The following is a 20076-nucleotide window of genomic DNA, read 5'->3' as shown; positions in this document are numbered from 1 at the left end:
TAACATGACCCTTCCGCTATACACATGAAGCCCTCACGCCGCCTTCCGAAACCGGTGTTTCAAAAAGCGGCCGTAACAAAAAAGAATGAATGCTATTACGTATTCAGTAGTACGACGTTCAGGAGCGTATGCTGATTCTGGTCTAATGTTTTATGTAAACAAATATAGGCTTTTTATGTAAACATTATACTTTTTCATGGCTTTTCTTTAAAAAAATCGGCAATGAAGGGTTAATTGATTGCCAGTCAATTGTGTAGAGATGAAGAATAAAAAGCAGGAAAGGCGGTTTAAATGTATACATAATAATACCTAAAATGTAGACATTATAATATAGGCATAGTGGGGAGAGCGAGGGCTGTAAAAGCGCAGTTTGCGAAGAAATTGGCCAACGGCTTGGGGAAGAACGGCCCACACCGGTCAAAAAGTGCTGCCTATAAAAAGATCATTCCGGCTTCGGGAAATGGAGGGAGGAAATACTGTTCAGCTTTTCCCTGAACAATGACCGGTGATGCTCCGCCTTCATTTCGGTGAGGCAGGCGGCGCACAAGCAGTCCGGATAGCGGGCCGCCACATAATCCCGCTGCTCCTGGCTGAGGGCCACAGTGCTGCACTGGCAAAGCAGGATGGAGCCTACCTTGCATTCAAATGCATTTTTGCAGCGGGGACAATATTTCTGTTCATGCTCACACATGCGCAACAAGGTGTTTTTTGGGTCAAATCTGATACTATTTAAACACCTCACTTCGAGGCTTCTCCTTCGCTTCTCATTCGCTTCACGTTCGCTTGAGGTATACTTCACCCAAACTGGTAATATAGTATCATTACAACAATGCCGGCCCAAACAGTAGCATTTTACTTTTTGGGCCGGCATATCCGGAAGTTACGCATTTTCTGCTTTCAACGAACAGGCAGGGGGCAGGAAAAATCTGCTATTGCGGCATAAACAGCACGGCATCCGCCACCACCAGGCCGTCTGCCCCTTCGCTGGTTATTTCAACAAAGGCTTTGCCGCCTTTGGTCAGTTTCATCACGCCCAGGTCTACCCATTCTCCGGAAGTCTGTCCTTCCACACGCACGGAGGCCGCGGTGTAACTGGCCGCCTTCACGCTTTGCCCGTTCTCGGACAGCCGCACGCGCGTTGTAGCGGAAAGGCCCGCATGTTTGGGTACATACGTGTATACCCGGTAGCTGCCGGTTTTCACTACGGTGGGCGTGAACCGCACGCTGCCGCCGCCGTTGTCAGACACATATACAGAAGGGCCGTACGCGCCGCGGGCCTCTTTTTTCCAGCTGCCCTTTACGGCCACCTGCGCTTCATCGTCATTATCTACCAGTATTTCCGCGGTGGCATTGGTGGCCAGCGGTTGCTGGCGCAGCTGCTGCTGCAGCGCGGCCACGTTCACCTCCTGCACGGACTGGTTGTTGTCAATGGCCATGGCGGCGGCCGTGGCGGCAGACTGGCCCAGCACCATGAACACAGGCTCCATACGGATAGAGCCGTACGCAATGTGCGTGGCAGATAAACAAACGGGCACCAGCACGTTCTTACAGTCTTCCGCCTTCGGAATAATAGAGCGGTAAGCAATGGGGTACGGGCTGAGGCCGCCTATCTGCACATCGCCCTCGTTCTTTACCATGCCGTTTACCACCACGCGCTGGCAGTTGTGGGAATCCATGTTGTACGCGGCCATGCCTACGCCGTCTTCCACCACTTCCCTGCGTTCGCAGTTGGCCTGCGTCATTACGTAGGCACCCACCATTCTGCGGGCTTCACGCACGTACATCTGCGGCGACCAGTGGCCTGATTCCGGGTATTCATCTTTTGCGTACCCCCATTTCAGCATTTCCGTGCGCAGGTGTTCCGGCATGCGCGGGTCATGGCCAATGAAATAGAGCAGGCCCTTGTTGTACAGCTCATGCTCGCGCGTAATTTTCTCGCGGGTGGCATAATCGGCCTCCGGGTAATCATAGTTCATCCCGATCATGTCTGTTGAAATAGGGCCGTTGTTGTTGATGTCTGTCTTATTGTTAGGCATCCTGTCAAATTTCAAAATACCCTTGAAGTTGTCCGGCTTCAGTTTCTCCATCAGGCGTGCCAGCAGCTCATAACGGGCGGGATCATATCCTTCCGGCTTTGTGATGGGCACCATATTATCGGGCTGGTTGCTGAGGCATATCCTGAAATTGTAAGCCTGCACCTTTTTATCCCCGGCGCCCTGCGGCTCCAGCGGCGCGGGACTGATACCCCATACCAGCCCGCTTTCCGGTTTGCCCGGCGTTTTATACGGGTCTATCCCGTCGGGGAACTGGTGTTTGTCCCGCAGCTGCACGCCATTGTACGTTTCTCCGTATTGGGCATTGGCCTCACGGCCTACCGTATACGAAATGCCGGCGCGGGCCATCAGGTCTCCTTCGTAGGAACAGTCAATGAATATTTTGGCGCGCACGGCGGTGTGTTGGGCAGCGCCGCCGGCGGAGTGTTCCAGCTGTATTTCCGTAACGCGGCCGTTCTCTTTTTTAGCAGCGGTAATACGGTGCTGGTACAACACTTCTACCCTGCCCTCGCGGATGTATTGGTGAAAGGTGCGTTCCGCCACGCCGGGCTCAAATATCCATTGTTCAAATTTGCCGTAGTGTTTGCCCACACGGCGGTAAAAATCACGGGAAATGCCGCTGATGGCGTATTTATTCCCGATGTCCGTATAACCGAGGCCGCCGGAGGTAAGGCCGCCCAGCCGCCGGCCGGGCTCTATCACCAGTACGGACTTGTTCATTTTTTTGGCGGTGTACGCCGCTATCACGCCCGCCGAGGAGCCGCCGTACACGCAGATATCTACCTGCCGCACTGCCTGCGCCATAGTGGCGGCAGACAGTAGCAGCAGGCATGCCAATAACATAGGTCTCATCATCATGCTGTTGTTTTAATAACCGGGGTTCTGGTCTTTTGCCGGGTCTATGGCCGTATTGTAATTGTATTCTACCGTAGGGATGGGCCAAAGCAGGTGGCGCTGCGTCATGGCTTTGCCTTTTACGGCCAGTATGGTCTCTTCCGCAATGCCCAGGCGCTTCAGGTCCAGCCAGCGTTTGCCTTCCGCGCAGTTTTCGTAACCACGCTCTTTCACCACCAGGTCAATAAACGCCTGCTTGCCTGCGTAACCGGCCAGCGGAAAATCTACGGTCAGGTCTGCCACAAGGGGGTTCTTGCCATAGGCACGGCGGTGTACCATGTTCAGCTTTTCCATGGCATCCACAGAGGGCGCGCCTTCGGCCTGCGCCACGGCTTCCGCGTAGAACAGCAGGATGTCCGCATACCGGTACATGGGGTAATCGTTCCCTCCGGCGGTTACCGCACCCTTGTCCACAAACTTTTTGTTAAGGATGGTGGTGGGCCCGAGGCCGAAGGTTTGCGGGTACCAGTTGTAGGTATAACGCAGGTCGTTCTTGTCCCAGTTCTTGACAAAACTGTTCTGCTCGGAATCGCTGTAGAACGTGTAATAGCCGCCCGGCGGGTAATAGCCGGAGTTGGGATAGTGGCAGTAATGCGGATAGGAGAAACCCTGGCCGCTGGGCGTGCGGGCATATTTCAGGTAGAATATCTCTTCCGTGGAAGTAGTAATATTCGCCCCGAACAGCTTTTCAAAATCTTCCGCCACCGTTACGTTCACGAGGGAGAATTTGCCGGAGTTGATCACTTCCAGCGCTTTATCCCGCGCCTTGTCATACTGGTGCAGGTTCATGTATACGTCTACCAGCACGGCTTTGGCGGCCCACTTGGACGGTGCGCCCACCAGGCGCGGCAGGTCAGGCAGGCGTTGTTCCGCCCACTCCAGATCTGCCACCAGCAGGTTATACACTTCTTCCTGCGAAGCACGGCGCAGGTTGGCGGAATCCGAATTGTTTTCCGTACGCAGGGGCACGCCGGCCCAGTTGCGCACCAGGAAAAAATAACAGAGGCCGCGCATGAACCGGGCCTCACCCAGGTAACGGTCCAGCTGGTCAGCCGTGAGCGCCGAGCCTAACGGCGCTTTCTCGATCACGATGTTGGCGTTGCGGACGGAGCGGTACAGCAGCGTCCACATCCCGTCTATACGGGTGATGTTGGTATTGTCCAACCCGTTGTAGTCATTGAGCGGAGCATGGCTGCCGCGGCCTATCAGGTATTCGGCATAGATCTCCTGCTGGCACTCGTACAGCGCGCCCAGCAGGCCGCCCTCCCTGATAGGGCCGTAAATAGCATTGAGGCCCGCTTCCACCTCCGTGGGCGTATTGTAAAAAACCTCTGCTGCTATGGACTTTGGCTTTTCCTCCAGCATGTCCGAGCAGGATGCCATGAGCAGTATGGTGAATATGAGCAAAAAAGACTGTTTCATATGTAATGTCTTAGTGTAATAAAATTTGATCAGAAGCCGCACCGGATACCGAACGTTACGGATTTACTGGTGGGATAGATGGCGTAGTCTATACCCTGGTTAATGGAATTGGAACCGCCATATGCGTTCACCTCCGGATCGTACCAGGAGTATTTGGTGAACGTGATCAGGTTCTGCGCGCTGCCGTATACCTGGGCGGATTTGATCCATTTCCAGTTCAACCGCTGTACCGGCAGGTTATAGGCCAGCTGTATGTTCTTGAAACGGAGGTAGGAACCGTCTTCCACAAAGCGGGTAGACATGTTGCCGTTCAGCGTACGCGTTATTTTCGGGTATTTGGCATTGGGGTTCTCCGGCGTCCAGTGGCTTTCATACACCCCGCGCGGCAGGTTGAGGCCCATGCCCAGGTCAAGGGCGGCGGCGTTGTTCAGGTTGAATATATCATTGCCTTGCGAACCCTGTATGAACACCGTCAGCTCCAGCCCTTTCCAGCTGGCTACGGAGTTGAGGCCATAGATAAAATCAGGGTTGGGATCGCCGATGAAAGTTTTATCTGCCGCGTTGATCATGCCGTCTTTATTCACATCTTCATACTGCAGGGTACCCGTGGGAGTATAGCCTATCTCTTTATACCCGTAAAAGATGCCCATCGGCTGGCCTTCGCGCAGCAGGTTCACATAGTCGTTCAGCGAGCCGGTGTAAAAGGCCCTGCCTACTATATCCTGCCCGTTATACAGCTTCAGCACCTTGTTGCGGTTGAAGGCAATGTTGGCATTCACCGTCCAGTTCACTTCACGTTTCAGTATGTCCGCATCCAGCCCCACTTCAAAGCCTCTATTTTCTACTTCTCCCACGTTCTGCACGGTAATGTTATAACCCTGGGAGGCTGGCAACGGCACGTCATTCAGCAGGTTAACGGTCTTTTTCCGGTAATAGTCCAGCGTAAGGCGCAGCCCGTTCCGCAGGAAACCGATATCTGCCCCAATGTCCAGCTGGCGGGTAATTTCCCATTTCAGGTCACCAGGCAGCGTAGTACCGGGCGCAAACGCCACATGCAACTGATCTCCAAATATAGTATTGAAAGAGCCGAGCTGGTTCAGCGTCTGGTAAGCCGCAATAGATGTATTGCCGGAGAGGCCATAGCTGGTACGCAGCTTCAAGTCGGAGATCACGCGGGACTGTTTCAGGAAGTCTTCGTTAGACGCTTTCCAGGCAAAGGCTGCGGAAGGGAAATTCTCCCACTGGTTTTTCTTTGAATAGCGGGATGACCCGTCCCTGCGGATGCTAGCGGTAAAGAGGTACTTGTCGTTAAAAGAATAATTCAACCTGCCCAGGTAAGACAGTAATACCCATTTGGAATACCCGCTGCCGGGAATGCCAGGCGTATTGGCGCTGTTCAGGTCTCCAGTGCCGGTAACATCGGAGAGAAAACCGGTGCCGGATCCGTTGAGCGTAGTGGTCACATTATCCTGGTAAGTAAACCCGCCCATCACCGTGAAAGAATGTTTGTTGATCTCTTTCATATAGGTGATCACATTCTCACTCAGCAGGCCGGTTTGCTGCGTGGTCTCTATACCTGCGCTGCCCACGGAGTTAGTAGTGGGTTCCCTTTTCGTATACCTGTCTACCCTGTCGTTCAGGTTGTCTATACCGCCTGATATTTTGATGCTGAGCCCGTCCAGCGGTTTGATGGTAACGGCAGCATTGGTCAGCACACGGTCTCCCTTGATGAGGTCTGTCTGGTTATTAATAGGCACCAGCGGATTGATAATTACGTTGGAGATAAAGGGATAGGCGGTATTCAGCCTCCTGTACGTACCATCAGGCAGGTAAGGCGTGAGGGAAGGCGGGGCCATCAGCATGGCGGAGATCAGGTCACTGCCGCGGTTGCCCAGGCTGGAATTTTGCCGCGCGCTGTTGAGGCGGGTGAGGATGGTATTGACAGATACGGTAAATACTTTGCTGATATCATGCTCAATATTGCCCCGGATATTGTAGCGCTTATAATCGCTGGCCTTTACAATACCGTCTTGCAGGAAGGCCGAACCCGAGAGCGAGAACTTTGTTTTTTCCGAACCACCGTTCACCGTAGCGCTGATGTTATAAATGGGTGCATTGCGCAGCACCAGGTCTTGCCAGTCCGTACCCGCGTTCTGGCCCAGGCTGTCTATCTGCTGCTGGGTGAAATACGGCGCCAGCCCGTCATTCTTGGCCTGCTCGTTATAGAGGAGCGCATATTGCTGTGCGTTCATGAGCGGCATTTTTTTAGACACCATTTGTGTGGTGTAGCCTGCATCCACATCTACCGTAGTATAGCTTTGTTTGCGGCCGCTCTTGGTGGTGATCATTACCACGCCACTACCGCCGCGGGAGCCGTATATGGCGGTAGAAGACGCGTCTTTCAATATTTCGATAGAAGCAATGTCTGAGTTCTGCAGGAAAGTAGGATTGCCGTTATAAGGGAACCCATCGATCACGTACAGCGGCTCGTTACCACCCTTGATGGAGTTGGTGCCCCTGATACGCACGCTGATGCCGCCACCGGGCGAGCCGTTGTTCTGCACTACCCGTACACCGGCCGCACGGCCGTTGAGCGCCTGCATGATATTGGTAGACGGGTATGAGGTAATATCTTTGGATTTCACCTGGCTCAGCGAGCCGGTGAGGTCGCTCTTTTTGATAGAACCGTAGCCGATCACCACTATCTCCTCGGTGCTGCTCACCTGCTCTTCCAGCGAAAAGTTCAGGGGCTGCTCGTTCTGCGCCACGGCCTCCTCGCTTTTGAAGCCAATATAGGTCACTACCAGCGTAGCGCCCCGCGGCACGCGCAGCTTAAAATAACCGTTGGCGTCAGTAGCCGCCCCGGTGGTGGTGCCTTTCATCACCACGGTAGCGCCGGGCAATGCCGCGCCTGCAACATCCGTTACCCGGCCGTTGACGTTCAGCATGGTATCCTGCACCAGGCCTCTCAGGAAAGACATGGGCTGGTATACTTCCTTCTGTTTTATTACAATGTTCTTACCCACCATGGAATAGGTGAGCGCCTGGTCTTTCAGGCTTTCGTTCAGCGCTTTTTCCAGCGGCATCTTTCTAAAGTTCACCGAGACCTTCGGCGCTTTGTCAATCAGTTTGTGGTCAAAGAAAAAAACGTATCCCGTTTGTTTTTCAATAAACCGGAACAATGTTTCGAGAGAGATGTTCTTTTCAGAAATGGTTACGTTCTGAGCGTAACTTTTGGCGCTGACGTGGAGGCAGGTAGCCAATAAAATAATTGCGGAAATCTTCATAACCTGCAGCGTTTTGGCAATCAATCGCCGTTTAAAATACCGCGTACAAATAGAACTAAAAAGCATACTTTTGGTTTGTTAGGGTAATAAAATCCTGCCCGGCTACCAGCCGGGAACGTGGAGTACCGTGTTTCCAATGCATCATGGGTTGCCCTTATCAACTTGCCGGATCCGAGTGCCATCGGGTCCGGTTCCATTTAAGGGCAATGGTGTTTTTTCATAATCGCCTGTTTTTTTTCATAACGGATGTGCTATTGTGTGATGATAATTTTTTTGCCTTCTATCCTGTACTGCACCTTCGTCATTTCCAGTATTTTCAACACTTCTGTAATGCTGCTGCTCCTGCTGATCTTGCCGCCGAACTCGCGCACGGGGCCTTGGCCCTCGTAGGTCACCTCCGCATCGTACCAGCGGCTTACCTGGCGCATGACACCTTCCAGAGATTCCCGGTTAAAATGGAAGTAGCCGTTTTTCCAGGCCACCACTTCTTCCACATCCACGTTGTTATTCACCGTTACCCGGCCTTCCGCGCCCAGCCGCGCCTGCTGCCCCGGTGCCAGCCGCACCCGCTCGCCGCCGTGCCGCACGTTCACCGCGCCTTCCAGCAGTGTGGTCTGGATGCTGCGCTCATCGTGGTAAGCCATTACGTTGAAGTGCGTGCCGAGCACCTGTACTTCCATATCTTTCACCTTTACGCTGAAAGGCATCTGCTCGTTCCGGGCTACTTCAAAATAGGCTTCCCCATTGAGCTGCACTTCCCTGGCCTTGCCGGTGAAGGCGGTGGGGAAACGCAAGGTGGAGGCCGCATTCAGCCATACCTCCGTACCGTCCGGCAAAATCACCTTGTATTGGCCGCCCCTGGGCGTAGACAGCACGTTGTAGCTCACTTCACTGCCCGCGCTGCCGCTGCCGGCGTTATAGGCCAGCTGCCCGCTGCCTGTTTTCACTACCTGTACGTTGCCCTGGCTGGCAATAGCGCCGTTGCCCGCGCTGTCCAGCGTGATGTGGCTGCCGTCTGCCAGCGTCAATACCGCTTTGTTGCCGCCGGGCATTACCTGCAGCGGGCTGGTATGTTTGGCCACCGGCGCGTTCACACGAACAGGCCTGAACAGGTACGCCAGGCCTGCAATGGCCAGCGCGGCCACGGCCGCGGCGGCGGCATAAGGCAATATTTTCCTGATACGGAAGGCAGGGCGGGCGGTAATGGATTTGCGGACGGCCTGCATGCGGGCCGGGTCAGAAAGGCCGTGTACAGAACGGTTGGCCAGGAGGGCGCCAATGGCTTCCTCCCATTGCTGGCGCATCTCCTCATTTTCCAGTGAGTCAAGCAGGCGGGCAGCCTCTTCCCGGCTCAGGTCTTCGCTGAGGTATTTTTCCAATAGTGCGGAGAATCTTTGCTGGTCCATAACGTGTTTTATAGTGGCCGGGAATGCCCCTGACATTATAAAGACGTGCAACCGCGGCAACAGGAGGTGCCTGTTCCAAAAAAAAATTATTGCAGGAAAACCAGGCCCCAGAGTATGAGGAGGGCGCCGGAAGGGTTGTTGGCCAATGTTTTGCGGAGAGTGGCAATGGCCTGTACAATGTAGCTCTTGATAGTAACGCGGGAAAGGCCCATGGTAACAGCAATTTCCTCATGGCGCATGCCCTCGAAACGGCTAAGCCGGAAGGCCTTCTGCTGCTGGGGCGGCAGCTTTTGTATGGCGCGGAGAATGGTCTGCTCCAGTTCCCTGACCTCGGTTGATTCATCTGCCCGGCGGCCGCCCTCTTCGCCAAAACAATCCAGCACATAACAGCGGTAGGCATGGCCGGAGGCCAGCTTGCGGAAACGGGTGTAGATCATGTTGCGGGCAGTGATGAACAGGAAACCTTCCAGCTTCTCCACGGAAACCAGCGCGGCCCTCTTTTCCCAAAGCATGGTGAATACGTCTTGCGCCACGTCTTCCGCCATGGCGGGAGATTTGGTCAGCAGCAGGGCGGTAGAATAAATGGGGTCCCAATAGCGCTCAAACACGGTCTGGTAAGCATGCTCATCTCCGGCAGCAATCATACGCAGCAATTCGCTTTCGCTATGTGGAACATTTCGCATACCTGTAGAACGGAATTTTGCAGATTTTGGTTACGCTACGGACTAAAAGTAAGAAAAAAACAGTTCCGGCAAGCCCTGGAATTGTAAATTCTATTTCAGCCCCGCTGCCACATCTTTCGCTATCACCGTCCAGTCACTGTTGCCGAAACCTTTCTCTATCCAGCGGTCCATTTCAGCGGCAATGGCCGGGATAACGGTCAACGCGCCGTTGCCCTGTACCGTGTTCATGAACAGCTGTGTATCTTTCCGGGCCATGGCCAGCTCCCAGGAGGGTTTGCTGTAATCTCCGCTGGTCATGCGCTGCAGGCGCGCGGGTATCATGGTGGCGGGGTTCCAGGCGTCAAACAGGGCGTTCATGTCCTGCACGGAAATATGGAGCGCTTTACCCAGGCCCAGCGTATCAGAGAGGCCGGCGGTGAAGGCCACCAGGAAACAGTTGCCGATGAGTTTCATGCCGGCGGCCTTGCCTTCTTCCGGGCCAAAGTTGAGCACCCTGCCCGTCATTTTGTCCAGCAACGGCTGTACCGCCGTTATCACCTCCTGGTTGCCGGACACCAGCATAAAACCGCTGCCTTCCCTTGCATTGGCGGGCCCCATGAATACGGGCGCGTGCAGGTAGGTGAAACCGCGCGCTTGCCATTCTTTTGTACGTTCTACCGCTCCGGCGGCGGAGGTAGTGGTGTGGTCAATGATCACCGCGCCCACCTGCAGGCCCGGCGCCGCGGCGGCCAGCACCTCGTTCACGCTGGCGTCATCGCGCAGGGTGAGGTGTACATAATCCGCGCCCTTCACGGCATCCGCGGCGGTGGCGCACACGCGCGCGCCCAGCGCTTCCAGCGCGGCGGCCTTAGCGGCGCTCCGGTTCCATACCTGTACCTGCTCTCCCCTGTCTAGCATGGCCTTTACAAAATTTGCGCCCAGCAGGCCGGTACCCAAAAATGCTTTTATCATGGCTGTATTTTTCATTAAAGTTAATGAATCGGATTATTTGCATGCTCCGGGGATTTGTTATATTACATATTGCCATATGGAAAAACACGCACCCGCCGGCCGCATCAAGGGCCTTATCAGTATCATTTTCGTTATGCTCATCTGGGGCAGCTCCTTCACCGTTACCAAAATAGTGGTAACGGAAATGTCGCCCGTGCTCTCTGCCGGTATCCGCAACGTGGTGGCCTGCCTGGCACTACTGCCGTTTTACCTGGTGCGGCGGCGGCAGGTGAAGCAGCCCCTGCCTTATAAACAACTGGTGTTGATGGGGCTGGCCGGCACCACCTTTTATTACTTCTGCTTCAACACCGGCATGAAATACGTGGCCGCCTCCACCGGCGCGCTGATAGAGGGGCTGGTGCCGGTGGCCATTGCCGTGCCCGCCGCGCTGATATTGAAAGAGCACCTTGCCAAAACTACCATAGCCGGTATTTTGCTGTCTGTTACAGGCGTTATACTGGTGGGGTTTGTAGGCAACGCGCAGAAGTCCGCCAACGCCCTGTTGGGCAGTTCCCTCATTGTAGCCGCCATTTCCCTGTGGAGCGTGTACACTTTGCTGGCGCGCAGCCTGAAAGATACAGACACCGTTCTCATTACAACGGTAAGCACCTTTATTGGCACGGCACTGTCTTTACCGGTGCCGCTGTACGAGCTGTATCAGCACGGCATGCCGCCTGTACCGCTGAAAGCCTGGGCAGGCATAGCGTACCTGGGCATCTTTGCTTCCGCCCTCGCCTATTTTATGTACAACAAGGCACTGGAAAGCCTGCCCGCCGCGCAGGTAGGCAATTTTCTGAACCTGATCCCGGTAATTGGGGCGCTGATCGCTTTTATTTTTTTGAAAGACAAACTCACGGCGCTGCAGCTGGCGGGCGGAGTGCTGGTGCTGGCGGGGATATGGCTGAGCAGCCAGCGGAAAGCATGAAGCCCCTGCGCGTGGTAAAACACACAGGGGCCTCATCAGTGCAAGTCTTCGCTATTGCTTCACACCGTACGCCTTCAATATCTTCCCGTATTCCTTCACAAAAGCCAGGTCTTTGTACGTCTCCTTGTACTGCCCGTCTATATATACGGCAAAGGTGGTGATGTGGCGGATGCCGGCATCGGCGTACGTCTTCACGTCCGCGCTGCAAACGGCCGGATGCCAGTCTACCTGCCGCGCCGGTTTTTTCCATTTGCTCTGCAGCGATACATCCAGCCAGTATTCCAGCACCTGCGCGGTAGCGGCGGGGAAAACGGCGAGGTTCTCATGCAGCAGCCGCAAGGTCTCTCCATGCGTAAGGCGGCCGCCGTTGCCCTGTTTGGGCGCATCTACGCCCGCGGCGGTGTCTGACAACGGGTGGTCCCATTGCCGGTAAATTGGCGCAAACTCCAGGAAGATGCCTTCTTCCGGTTTGATGTTTTTCGGCGGCGGCATGGTGTTGACGTAAGCCAGGTGGGCCAGCGAGGCCCGGGGGTCTTTTTTCCGCAACGCCCTGATGATGGCGTTCTCTATGACCAGCGCCTGGTCTGTATCGGAGAGGCCCTTGCACTGCGGGCATTTGCACATGGGCACGGCATCATCTATCCAGTAAAAATAACGGCCGGTGGTGGGCGTAAGCACAGCGGCGTATTTCACGGCGTTCTCCGCAATAATGTTCAGCGCGGCGGTGGAGCTGACGCAGCAATTGTAGTCAGGCACCCGCGTGCCCTGCTCGTTCATGCGGAACATTTCCGGGTTTTTGGCAAACAGGTCTCGCGGCAGCAGGTCATGCATGGAATGCAGCTCATGCTCCACGGCAATGTTGTATTGTTTGCAATCCGCCAGGAACTGCTGCCCTTTGGGCGATTGAATGAAGGCGGATACCTGGGAGGGGGTAATGTGCGTGCCAATGGTGGTAAGGCCGGCGTCTCTGGCCAGCAAAGGCCAGTTCAGCGTTTCCAGGTCTTCTACCGCCAGTACCACGCCTCTTGTTTTCAGGCCGTTGTACGCGGCAGGCGCGGCCAGCGCCCGGCTGACCAGTGAAGGCAGCAGCAAGGCGCCCATGGCGGGCGCGGTACGGTTCAGGAAAGCCCTTCTGCTGATCTTGTTTTTATGTAACTGCATGTTGATGTTGTTTGTTGTTAAAAAAATGCGCGTCAGAACCGGAAGATGCCGAACGCCGAGGGAATGTGGAAATCAGGGGACGCCGCGCGGGGCGTTACCCATGAGAACCATGTAAAACCGGCCGTTTCCTGCTCGCTGCTTTTCTCCGCCCTGAAAACGCCGGCATATACCGCGGCGCCTTTCATAGACCCTTCCCGGCCCGCCAGCGTTTTAAAGAAACGCAGGGGCATGCGGCCGGAAACGTAATACCCTTTGGCATGCGGCGCCGCGGACACTTCCAGCCCTTCCAGGTCCCAGGTGTCGTCAAACTTCCGGTAGTAAGCCGCTTTGTAATCCAGCACCTTGCCGTAGGGAGACAGCTCAAAGCAGAAGTATTCCCGCAGAGTGGTATCTGCGGAAAAGAACATTTCCACCCGGTCTCCCTTGGCCACGGCTATTTCGGTATTGTTGTCCACGCTTACCAGCAGGTTGTCTGTTACGAGGAACCTGAAATAGAAATACTGGCTGTCATACCCTGCGCGGAAACGGGTATCCCCTTCTTTCCGCTGCTCCCAGGGGGCGTGCAGCGGTTTTATCTCGCGGCAGTGTTCCCATGCCTTGTGGCCGGGGCGTTTAAAATCTATGCGCCTGCCCTCGAGGGAATTGACGGTGTATTGCGGCAGGGTGTCCGTGTTGCCCGGCATCAGCCACAGGCAGCAGTGTAAAATCAACCAGTTGACCATCTGTTTATTTTCTTGGCCAGCCCGGGTTCTGGGCCAGCTTTTCGTTTAGTGACAATTCGTAGGCCGGCAGCGGCAGCAGGTAATCCCGCTCGGGCTTGAACTGGTAGCCGTTTACGAGAGACAGCTTGTACGGGTCTATGTAACCGGCCGCGTCCAGCGGCACGTCTGTGCCGGCGGGATAATCCGCGCTGATGAATTTAGCGCCTTTAGGGCGTTTATTCACCAGCAATGTATGCGCGCGCCAGCGCAACAGGTCTTGCAGCCGGAAGCCTTCGCACGCCAGCTCCACCCTTCTTTCCCGCCTCACTTCGTTGATGATGCCGCTGAGGCCGGGAAAATCCCAGGCCGGGTCTGCCTCAATGGCGGTCATCACCAAAGGCGGCATGCCCACCCTGCTTCTCAGCAGGTTGATGCTGGCGTCCAGATCTGCCTGCGTGAGCGTGCCCAGCTCCGCTTTTGCTTCCGCATAATTCAGCAGCACTTCTCCCAGCCGGAAAATAATGGGCGCAGTGGTAGACATGAAGTCTCCCTGCTGCAGGGTCTTGTCCGGGTACGCGCCTTTTTTGATCTGGTACCCGGTTACATCTCTTGAATCCCCGCCGAGGTTAACGGCCGCACGCTGGAATTTTGACAGCGTGTCACCGCCGCCGCTGTAGTCTATGGTGATGGGGTCTCCGGGCACAAAGATCAATTGCCGCAGGCGGGGATCGCGGTTTTTCACCACGTTGGACAGGCCGTTGTCTCCCTGGTAGTACGGGCTCAGGCTGACCGGTTTCCCGTCTGTACAAAGGTAGCTTTGCACCAGTGAAGCGGAGATACCGGTGTTGCCGGCCAGGATGGACAGGTAACGCTGCCCGTTGTGAGATGCCACACCCAGCTTGTATTTTCTCCAGAAGATCACTTCGCTGTTGCCGGAAAGGTCTGACTGGTTGAAGAGCAGGGAGTAGTCTTTTTCAGGATGCCCCTGGTCGTATACGGCAAACTTCTTTTCATCTATCATGGTTTTGGCAGCGGCGGCGGCCTGCTCCAGGTATTTGGCGGGGTTGGCGCCCTGCGCGCCGTAAGGCGTGCCCTGGTGGTACTTTTCCCAGGTGCCTTCATACAAGGCCACACGTGATTTGAAGGCCAGCGCCACGGAGCGGTTCACGCGGAAGAGCGGCGCGGTCTCCTTGTCTTTCAGCAGGGTAATGGCCTGGTCGAGGTCTTTGAGAATGTTATCGGCGATCACGTTCCGCGGCTGCCGTTCGTTGTACAGCTCCGGGGAGTTGGTAGCCAGCGGCTTGTCTATCCAGGGCAGATCGCCAAATTGCTGCAGCAGCTCAAAGTAGAACCAGGCGCGGAAAAAATACCCTTCGCCCAGGAAATGGTCTTTGTCCGCCCCGTCTGTTACCGCGGGCGCCTGCTCCAGGAAGAGGTTCACGGCGCGGATGTTGCCCCAGTTCCAGCCGCCGCCCGTTACGGGCAATATGGATAAGCCCGCCAGCCGCAGGTTGTACAGGCCGGGTACCATGTTGTCACTATTATTGTCTGCCCAATAGGGGCCGGCATCATGACTGCCCCATTGCGGCAGCGAGCCATACAGGTTGTTGAGGTATACCTCCAGGTCTCCCGTGGTTTTCCAGAACTCCGGCTGGGAGATCTGGTTCAGCGGGCGTTTGTCCAGGAACCCATCGTTACAGGAACAAACCAGCAGGGTCAGGATGATACCAATATGATAAAACAGCTTCATGATAGTAGTTTTAGAATTGAACGGTTAGGCCGAAGGAGAGGATGGCGGAAAGCGGGTAGATCTTGCCCTGGCCATATGTGCCGAAGATGCCTTCCGGGTCAAACATACCCTTGATCTTCGAGAAGGTGAGCAGGTTCTCTCCCGTGAAATACACGCGCGCGCGTTGCATAGACGCCGCCCGCAGCCAGCGTTCCGGCAGGTTGTAGCCCACCTGCACTGACTTCAGGCGCAAATACGCCGCGTTCTGCAGGTAGAGCGATGATACCTCCCTGTTCTTGGCGCCTTCCGCGCTGAAGTACGGGCGCGGGTAATAACCGTTGCGGTTGGTCTCGCTCCAGTAATCCAGGTGCTCTTTAAAAGTACTGTTCTGCCATACATCTCCCAACTGCCCCCAGAACACGTTGCCGTTGAACCATACGTCCCTTTTGCCCACGCCCATCCAGAACAGCGAAATGTCCAGGTCTTTCCAGGTAGCGCCCATAAATACGGCGTAGGAATAGCGCGGCGTTGAGTTGCCGATGATGGTCATGTCTCCATGATCGCTCAGGGTGCGGTTGCCGTAGTTGATCACCCCGTCCCCGTTCAGGTCTTCATACTTCACATCGCCCGGGTGCCAGTTGGCGTAGAAAAGGGATTGTTTGGCATGTTTCTCTACTTCGTCCTGCGACTGGAACAGCCCGTTGGACCGGAGGCCCCAGATATCGCCTTCGTACTGCCCTTCGTAGTTGCCAGACAGTGTTTTGTTCGGGTTGTTCCACCTGGTGATCTTCACCCGGTAGTCAGACAGCGTTACGCGCAGGTTGTACTTCACGGCGCCTATCCTGTCATTCCAGGCCACGGACGTTTCCCAGCCGGTGTTGAGCCTTTCCGCGTTGTTTTCCAGCGGCACGGTGGTCCCCAATACGCCCGGCAAGGGGTAAGACGTGCCCAGCATGTTGTACACCCTTCTCCTGAAGTAGTCGAAATTCACTTCCAGCCGGCTTTTCAGCAGGTTGGCATCAAAACCCACATCCATTGTGCGTACCGTTTCCCAGGTAAGGCCGGCGCTCACCAAGCCCGGCGCGCCGATGCCGATAGGCCTTGTTTCACCTATCACCCAATTGGCCTGCTGCGTAACCGGCATAATGGGCAGGTAGAGGTAATTGGCCACGTTCTGGTTACCCAGGGAACCGTAAGAGCCGCGCAGCTTCAGGTAATCTATCACAGGTGAAAGTGACGACCAGAAAGGTTCGCTGGAAATGCGGTACCCGGCGGAAACGGACGGGAAAAAGCCGGAACGTTTCCCGTCTTCGAACCGCGATGTGCCGTTGCGGCGGGCGTTCAGCTCCAGCAGGTATTTTTCCTTGTAATCATAGTTCACGCGGAAGAAGGTGCCCTGCGTGGCCCAATGATAGATATTATCCCGCACGTTCATATCTCCCGTGGCGGTGGTGATAGACGGCACATTGTCTGTGATCAGGCGGTTGCGCAGGCCGTACAGGCTGTTGAAATACTGGTATTCCCGCTGAAAGCCCAGCAAGGCTTTCATGCTGTGATGGCCCAGCTTTCTTTCGTAGGAAGTGGAAATGTTGTACGTCCAGTAATTGTCCGCGTCACTGGTTTGCGCGTAGTCATTGGGCGTTCTGGTATCGAAGGCAATGTACTTGTCCCCGGTGGGGCCGGTGGCATATACCAGGGAATGGTGCGCCGTGTTGGTCATGCTGGCGTTCTTCCAGGAATAGTCTCCCTTGATGAACCAGTTCTTCACCGGCTCCAGCGCGCCTTCCAGCCGCAGCCACAATTCGTTGTTCACGTAAATGTCCCGGCCGCCGTTCTCATACACGTTGATCCTGGACATTTCGCTGTACTCGCCATTGGGGTATTTTACCGGGTCTGTGGCGTAGCGGCGCGTAAGATCGTGCCACATCACGCTCCGCACCAGGCCGTACCCGTCGTTCGGGTAATCAGATACCGCGCGGGCGTATTTGGTGAGGAAATTCACCTGCGCCCACTTCGTGATCTTGGTGTTCAGCTTGGCGTCTATGTTATAACGCTTGTAACTTTCGTTGCCGTAGCGCATTTGTCCGCCATGGTCATACAGGCCGGTAGACAAATAATAGGTAAGCCCTTCTTTTCCGCCATCTACCGTCAGGTTATGCCTTTGCCGGAAGCTCCATTTTCTCACCAGCTCATCATACCAGTTGGTGCTGGCGTTGGCATATTCATGTTTTCCCCATTTGCCCGGGTCCAGCGGGTCTGGCGCGGTACCGGGCGTGCTGGCGGGATCGTTCATATACTGTTTGATCTTTTCGATCACATCATTGGAAAAGAAAGGCGCAATGCCGGAGTTTTTGGTGGCGTCGTTCCAGGAATTGGCAAACTCCAGGCCATTGGCCGGCTTGGGCAGGCGGATAGGCGTTGCCCATTGCAGGCTGGTGTTATAGGTAAGACGGGGTTTCCCGTCTCCGGAGCCTCCTTTTTTAGTAGTAACGAGTATCACGCCATAGGGCGCATAGGCACCGTAGATGGCGGCGGAAGAAGCATCTTTCAGCACGGAGATAGACTCAATATCTCCCGGGTTGAGCTGGTTGATGTTCATGGGCATACCGTCTACCAGTAAAAATGGCGAGCCCATACCGCGGATGTTGAAGTTCATGTTGGCGTCCGGCTCCCCGCCCGTATTGTTGGCAGTGATGTTGAGGCCGGGAGAAACACCTTGCAGCAGCTGCCCCACGTTGCCCTGCGGGCGGGACTCTATCACCTTGCTGCTGATGCTTTCCACAGCGCCGGTGAGGTTGGCCTTTTTCTGCGTGGCGTAACCGGTTACCACCACATCGTTCAGCGAAACATTGGCCCGCAGCAGCATGATCACACCCAGGTTGCTGCTTTTGCCCGTCGGCACTTCGCGCGGTTCAAAACCCACGGACGAGAACAGCAGCGTGGCGGTTTCCCCGGGCAGCTTCAGCACAAAGCGGCCTTCCGTATTGGTGGCCGTGCCCAGGGTAGTGCCTTTGACCGTTACGCTCACGCCAGACAGCGGCACGTTCTTTTCATCCGCCACAATGCCCGTTACTTCGCGGCTTTGCTGTACGGGCGCCGCTTCCGGCGGCGGCAGTGTTTTGCGCGGCCTGATCACCACGGTGCGGCGGATAATGGAATAGGTGAACGGCTGGTGGAGGAAGCAAATGTCAAGCGCTTTTTCCAGCGGCACGTTCTTTACATCTACCGTTACTTTGCCGGCTTGCTGCATCCAGGTCTCATCAAAGAAAAAAGAAAAGCCCGTTTGCTCCGTGATCAGGGAAAAGACCTTTTGCATGGACACGTTCTTTTCTGAAATAGTGACCTTTTGCGCCTTTACCGACGCGTTGACCTGCAAGCACAATGCAAATAAAAAAAGGGCTGTTAACTTCATACACAACAGCATTTTGGTTGATGCCCTGCGGATAAAATACCGGGGCCTGCAATAAAAAATTTGCATACTTTTGATGACGTTTTGGGTGAAAAAACAGTACCAGACAAGATTGTTGAATAACCCGGAATGCCGCTGCAAGCGGGGCCGCTCCGACTCTCACACCGGAGCGGTTTCATTTTAGTTATCCAGCTATTAAAAAAAGGTTGCTGCTAAGGTGTTACAATGATCTTCTTCCCTTCTATCCTGAAATGCACACCGCTCAGTTCCAGTATTTTCAGCACTTCAGACGCATTATTATCACGTGGTATGGCGCCCCCGAATTTCTTTTGCGGCACATTGCCTTCATACAATATTTCCACATCATACCAGCGGCCTATTTGCCGCATCACGGTGCGGAGGTCTGTTTGCGCAAAAGAAAAATAACCCTGCTTCCAGGCAATTACGGCGCCCACGTTCACCTGCTCTACAATGTGGATGGCGCCGCCGTTGTTGATCTGAGATTGCTGGCCCGGTTTCAGCACAGACGTGTGGCCGCTGCCGGAAGTGACCTTCACGCTACCCTCCAGCAGGGTGGTTTTTACGGCCGGCTCATCGTTATAGGCATTGATGTTGAAATGAGTGCCCAGCACTTCTATTTCGCTGCTGTTGCCCGAGGCGGTATGCACTTTTACAACAAAGGGCCCGGCGCTGCGCCCTCCTTTTTGCAGGCGCCGGGCTACCTCCATATATACCTCACCGGTTATTTCCACCACACGTTTTTCTCCGGCAAATACAGTGGGGTACCGGATAGATGAGGCGGCGTTCAGCCATACCTGCGTACCATCCGGCAGCGTCACTTTAAATTGCCCGCCATTGGGCGTGGTAAGGGTGTTATACGTTACTTCCGCCGCATTGCCCTCCCCTTCGTACCGCAGTTGGCCGCCGGTTTGGCGGATGGCGGTGTTGCCCTGGCTGATGAGGCGGTTGCCCGCACTGTCCAGGCTCACAACGGAGCCGTCTCCCAATACGAGGGTAGCTTTGCTGCCGCCGGGCGGCACATCGTTCTTGTGGGCTGTGATGACGGGAGGAGGCAGGTCAGGCGATGACCGGAAAAGGTAGGCGCTGCCGGCCAGCGCCAGCAGTACCGCCGCCGCCGCGGCCCAGCCCCAGCGGCGCAGAGCGCGTATGCGGGCCGGCTGGCGGCCCTCCGGGTCAACGATCTTGCGCCACGATGCCGCTACGTCATAACTGCTGAAACGGGGGTCTGCCTCGCTGAGCTGTTCCCACTCCTCTTTTAAAAGGGCGGCCAGCGCTTCATCATCCTGCTTTTCGCGCAGCAGGTCTTTCAGCTGTTGCTCTTCTTCCGGCGTAGTGGCGCCTTGCAGATAACGGTGGAATAGTTCCTGTATGGTATTCTCATGCATAATGGCCCG

The 20076-nt window shown here is 55.3% G+C and carries 14 protein-coding genes; 1 reads left to right on the top strand and 13 read right to left on the bottom strand.

The window, feature by feature from the left end; translation table 11 throughout:
• Positions 1–442: 442 nt before the first annotated feature.
• The 7 genes from D3A97_RS14375 to D3A97_RS14345 form a co-directional block, all read right to left on the bottom strand.
• The gene (locus tag D3A97_RS14375) at positions 443–691 is read right to left on the bottom strand and encodes a cysteine-rich CWC family protein (RefSeq protein WP_119079172.1); all 249 of its coding nucleotides are present in this window, start codon (positions 689–691) and stop codon (positions 443–445) included.
• A 238-nt stretch (positions 692–929) separates the two neighbouring features.
• Complete coding sequence (locus D3A97_RS14370; protein ID WP_119079171.1) at positions 930–2912, bottom strand: FAD-dependent oxidoreductase; 1983 nt, start codon at positions 2910–2912, stop codon at positions 930–932.
• 9 nt (positions 2913–2921) lie between these two features.
• A complete protein-coding gene (locus tag D3A97_RS14365; RefSeq protein ID WP_119079170.1) occupies positions 2922–4370 on the bottom strand; it encodes a RagB/SusD family nutrient uptake outer membrane protein in 1449 nt (482 codons plus the stop codon).
• A 29-nt stretch (positions 4371–4399) separates the two neighbouring features.
• The gene (locus D3A97_RS14360) at positions 4400–7657 is read right to left on the bottom strand and encodes a TonB-dependent receptor (protein ID WP_119079576.1); all 3258 of its coding nucleotides are present in this window, start codon (positions 7655–7657) and stop codon (positions 4400–4402) included.
• Positions 7658–7908: 251 nt separating this feature from the next.
• Positions 7909–9063, bottom strand: coding sequence for a FecR family protein (locus tag D3A97_RS14355; RefSeq protein ID WP_198673999.1), 1155 nt, complete (start codon positions 9061–9063; stop codon positions 7909–7911).
• An 86-nt stretch (positions 9064–9149) separates the two neighbouring features.
• Positions 9150–9746 carry an RNA polymerase sigma factor gene (locus tag D3A97_RS14350; RefSeq protein ID WP_119079168.1) on the bottom strand — a complete coding sequence of 199 codons (597 nt, stop codon included), beginning with the start codon at positions 9744–9746 and terminating at the stop codon, positions 9150–9152.
• A gap of 90 nt (positions 9747–9836) precedes the next feature.
• Complete coding sequence (locus D3A97_RS14345; protein ID WP_232825967.1) at positions 9837–10697, bottom strand: NAD(P)-dependent oxidoreductase; 861 nt, start codon at positions 10695–10697, stop codon at positions 9837–9839.
• 76 nt (positions 10698–10773) lie between these two features.
• Here D3A97_RS14345 and D3A97_RS24850 point away from each other — a divergent pair, with 76 nt between their 5' ends.
• Complete coding sequence (locus tag D3A97_RS24850; protein WP_198673998.1) at positions 10774–11661, top strand: DMT family transporter; 888 nt, start codon at positions 10774–10776, stop codon at positions 11659–11661.
• A gap of 51 nt (positions 11662–11712) precedes the next feature.
• Here the strand turns inward: D3A97_RS24850 and D3A97_RS14330 are convergent, their stop codons facing one another.
• The 6 genes from D3A97_RS14330 to D3A97_RS14310 are packed head-to-tail and all read right to left on the bottom strand — an operon-like array spanning position 11713 to position 20067.
• Positions 11713–12822 carry a DUF4838 domain-containing protein gene (locus tag D3A97_RS14330; RefSeq protein WP_119079166.1) on the bottom strand — a complete coding sequence of 370 codons (1110 nt, stop codon included), beginning with the start codon at positions 12820–12822 and terminating at the stop codon, positions 11713–11715.
• 32 nt (positions 12823–12854) lie between these two features.
• Positions 12855–13544 carry a carbohydrate-binding family 9-like protein gene (locus D3A97_RS14325; protein WP_119079165.1) on the bottom strand — a complete coding sequence of 230 codons (690 nt, stop codon included), beginning with the start codon at positions 13542–13544 and terminating at the stop codon, positions 12855–12857.
• Between the two features lie 4 nt (positions 13545–13548).
• The gene (locus D3A97_RS14320) at positions 13549–15273 is read right to left on the bottom strand and encodes a RagB/SusD family nutrient uptake outer membrane protein (protein ID WP_119079164.1); all 1725 of its coding nucleotides are present in this window, start codon (positions 15271–15273) and stop codon (positions 13549–13551) included.
• A gap of 10 nt (positions 15274–15283) precedes the next feature.
• Positions 15284–18568, bottom strand: a complete 3285-nt coding sequence (locus D3A97_RS14315; protein WP_157986542.1) for a TonB-dependent receptor — start codon at positions 18566–18568, stop codon at positions 15284–15286.
• A complete protein-coding gene (locus D3A97_RS24845; protein ID WP_157986541.1) occupies positions 18513–18824 on the bottom strand; it encodes a hypothetical protein in 312 nt (103 codons plus the stop codon). The genes D3A97_RS14315 and D3A97_RS24845 overlap by 56 nt, the downstream gene beginning before the upstream one ends.
• A 49-nt stretch (positions 18825–18873) precedes the next feature.
• Positions 18874–20067: a FecR family protein gene (locus D3A97_RS14310; protein WP_119079162.1), complete on the bottom strand. Its 1194-nt coding sequence runs from the start codon at positions 20065–20067 to the stop codon at positions 18874–18876.
• Between the last annotated feature and the right edge of the window lie 9 nt (positions 20068–20076).

The organism is Chitinophaga alhagiae (assembly GCF_003568665.1).
Classification (GTDB): Bacteria; Bacteroidota; Bacteroidia; order Chitinophagales; family Chitinophagaceae; genus Chitinophaga; species Chitinophaga alhagiae.
Note: the sequence above shows the minus strand (reverse complement) of the source record. Positions and strands in the feature narration are given on the sequence as shown.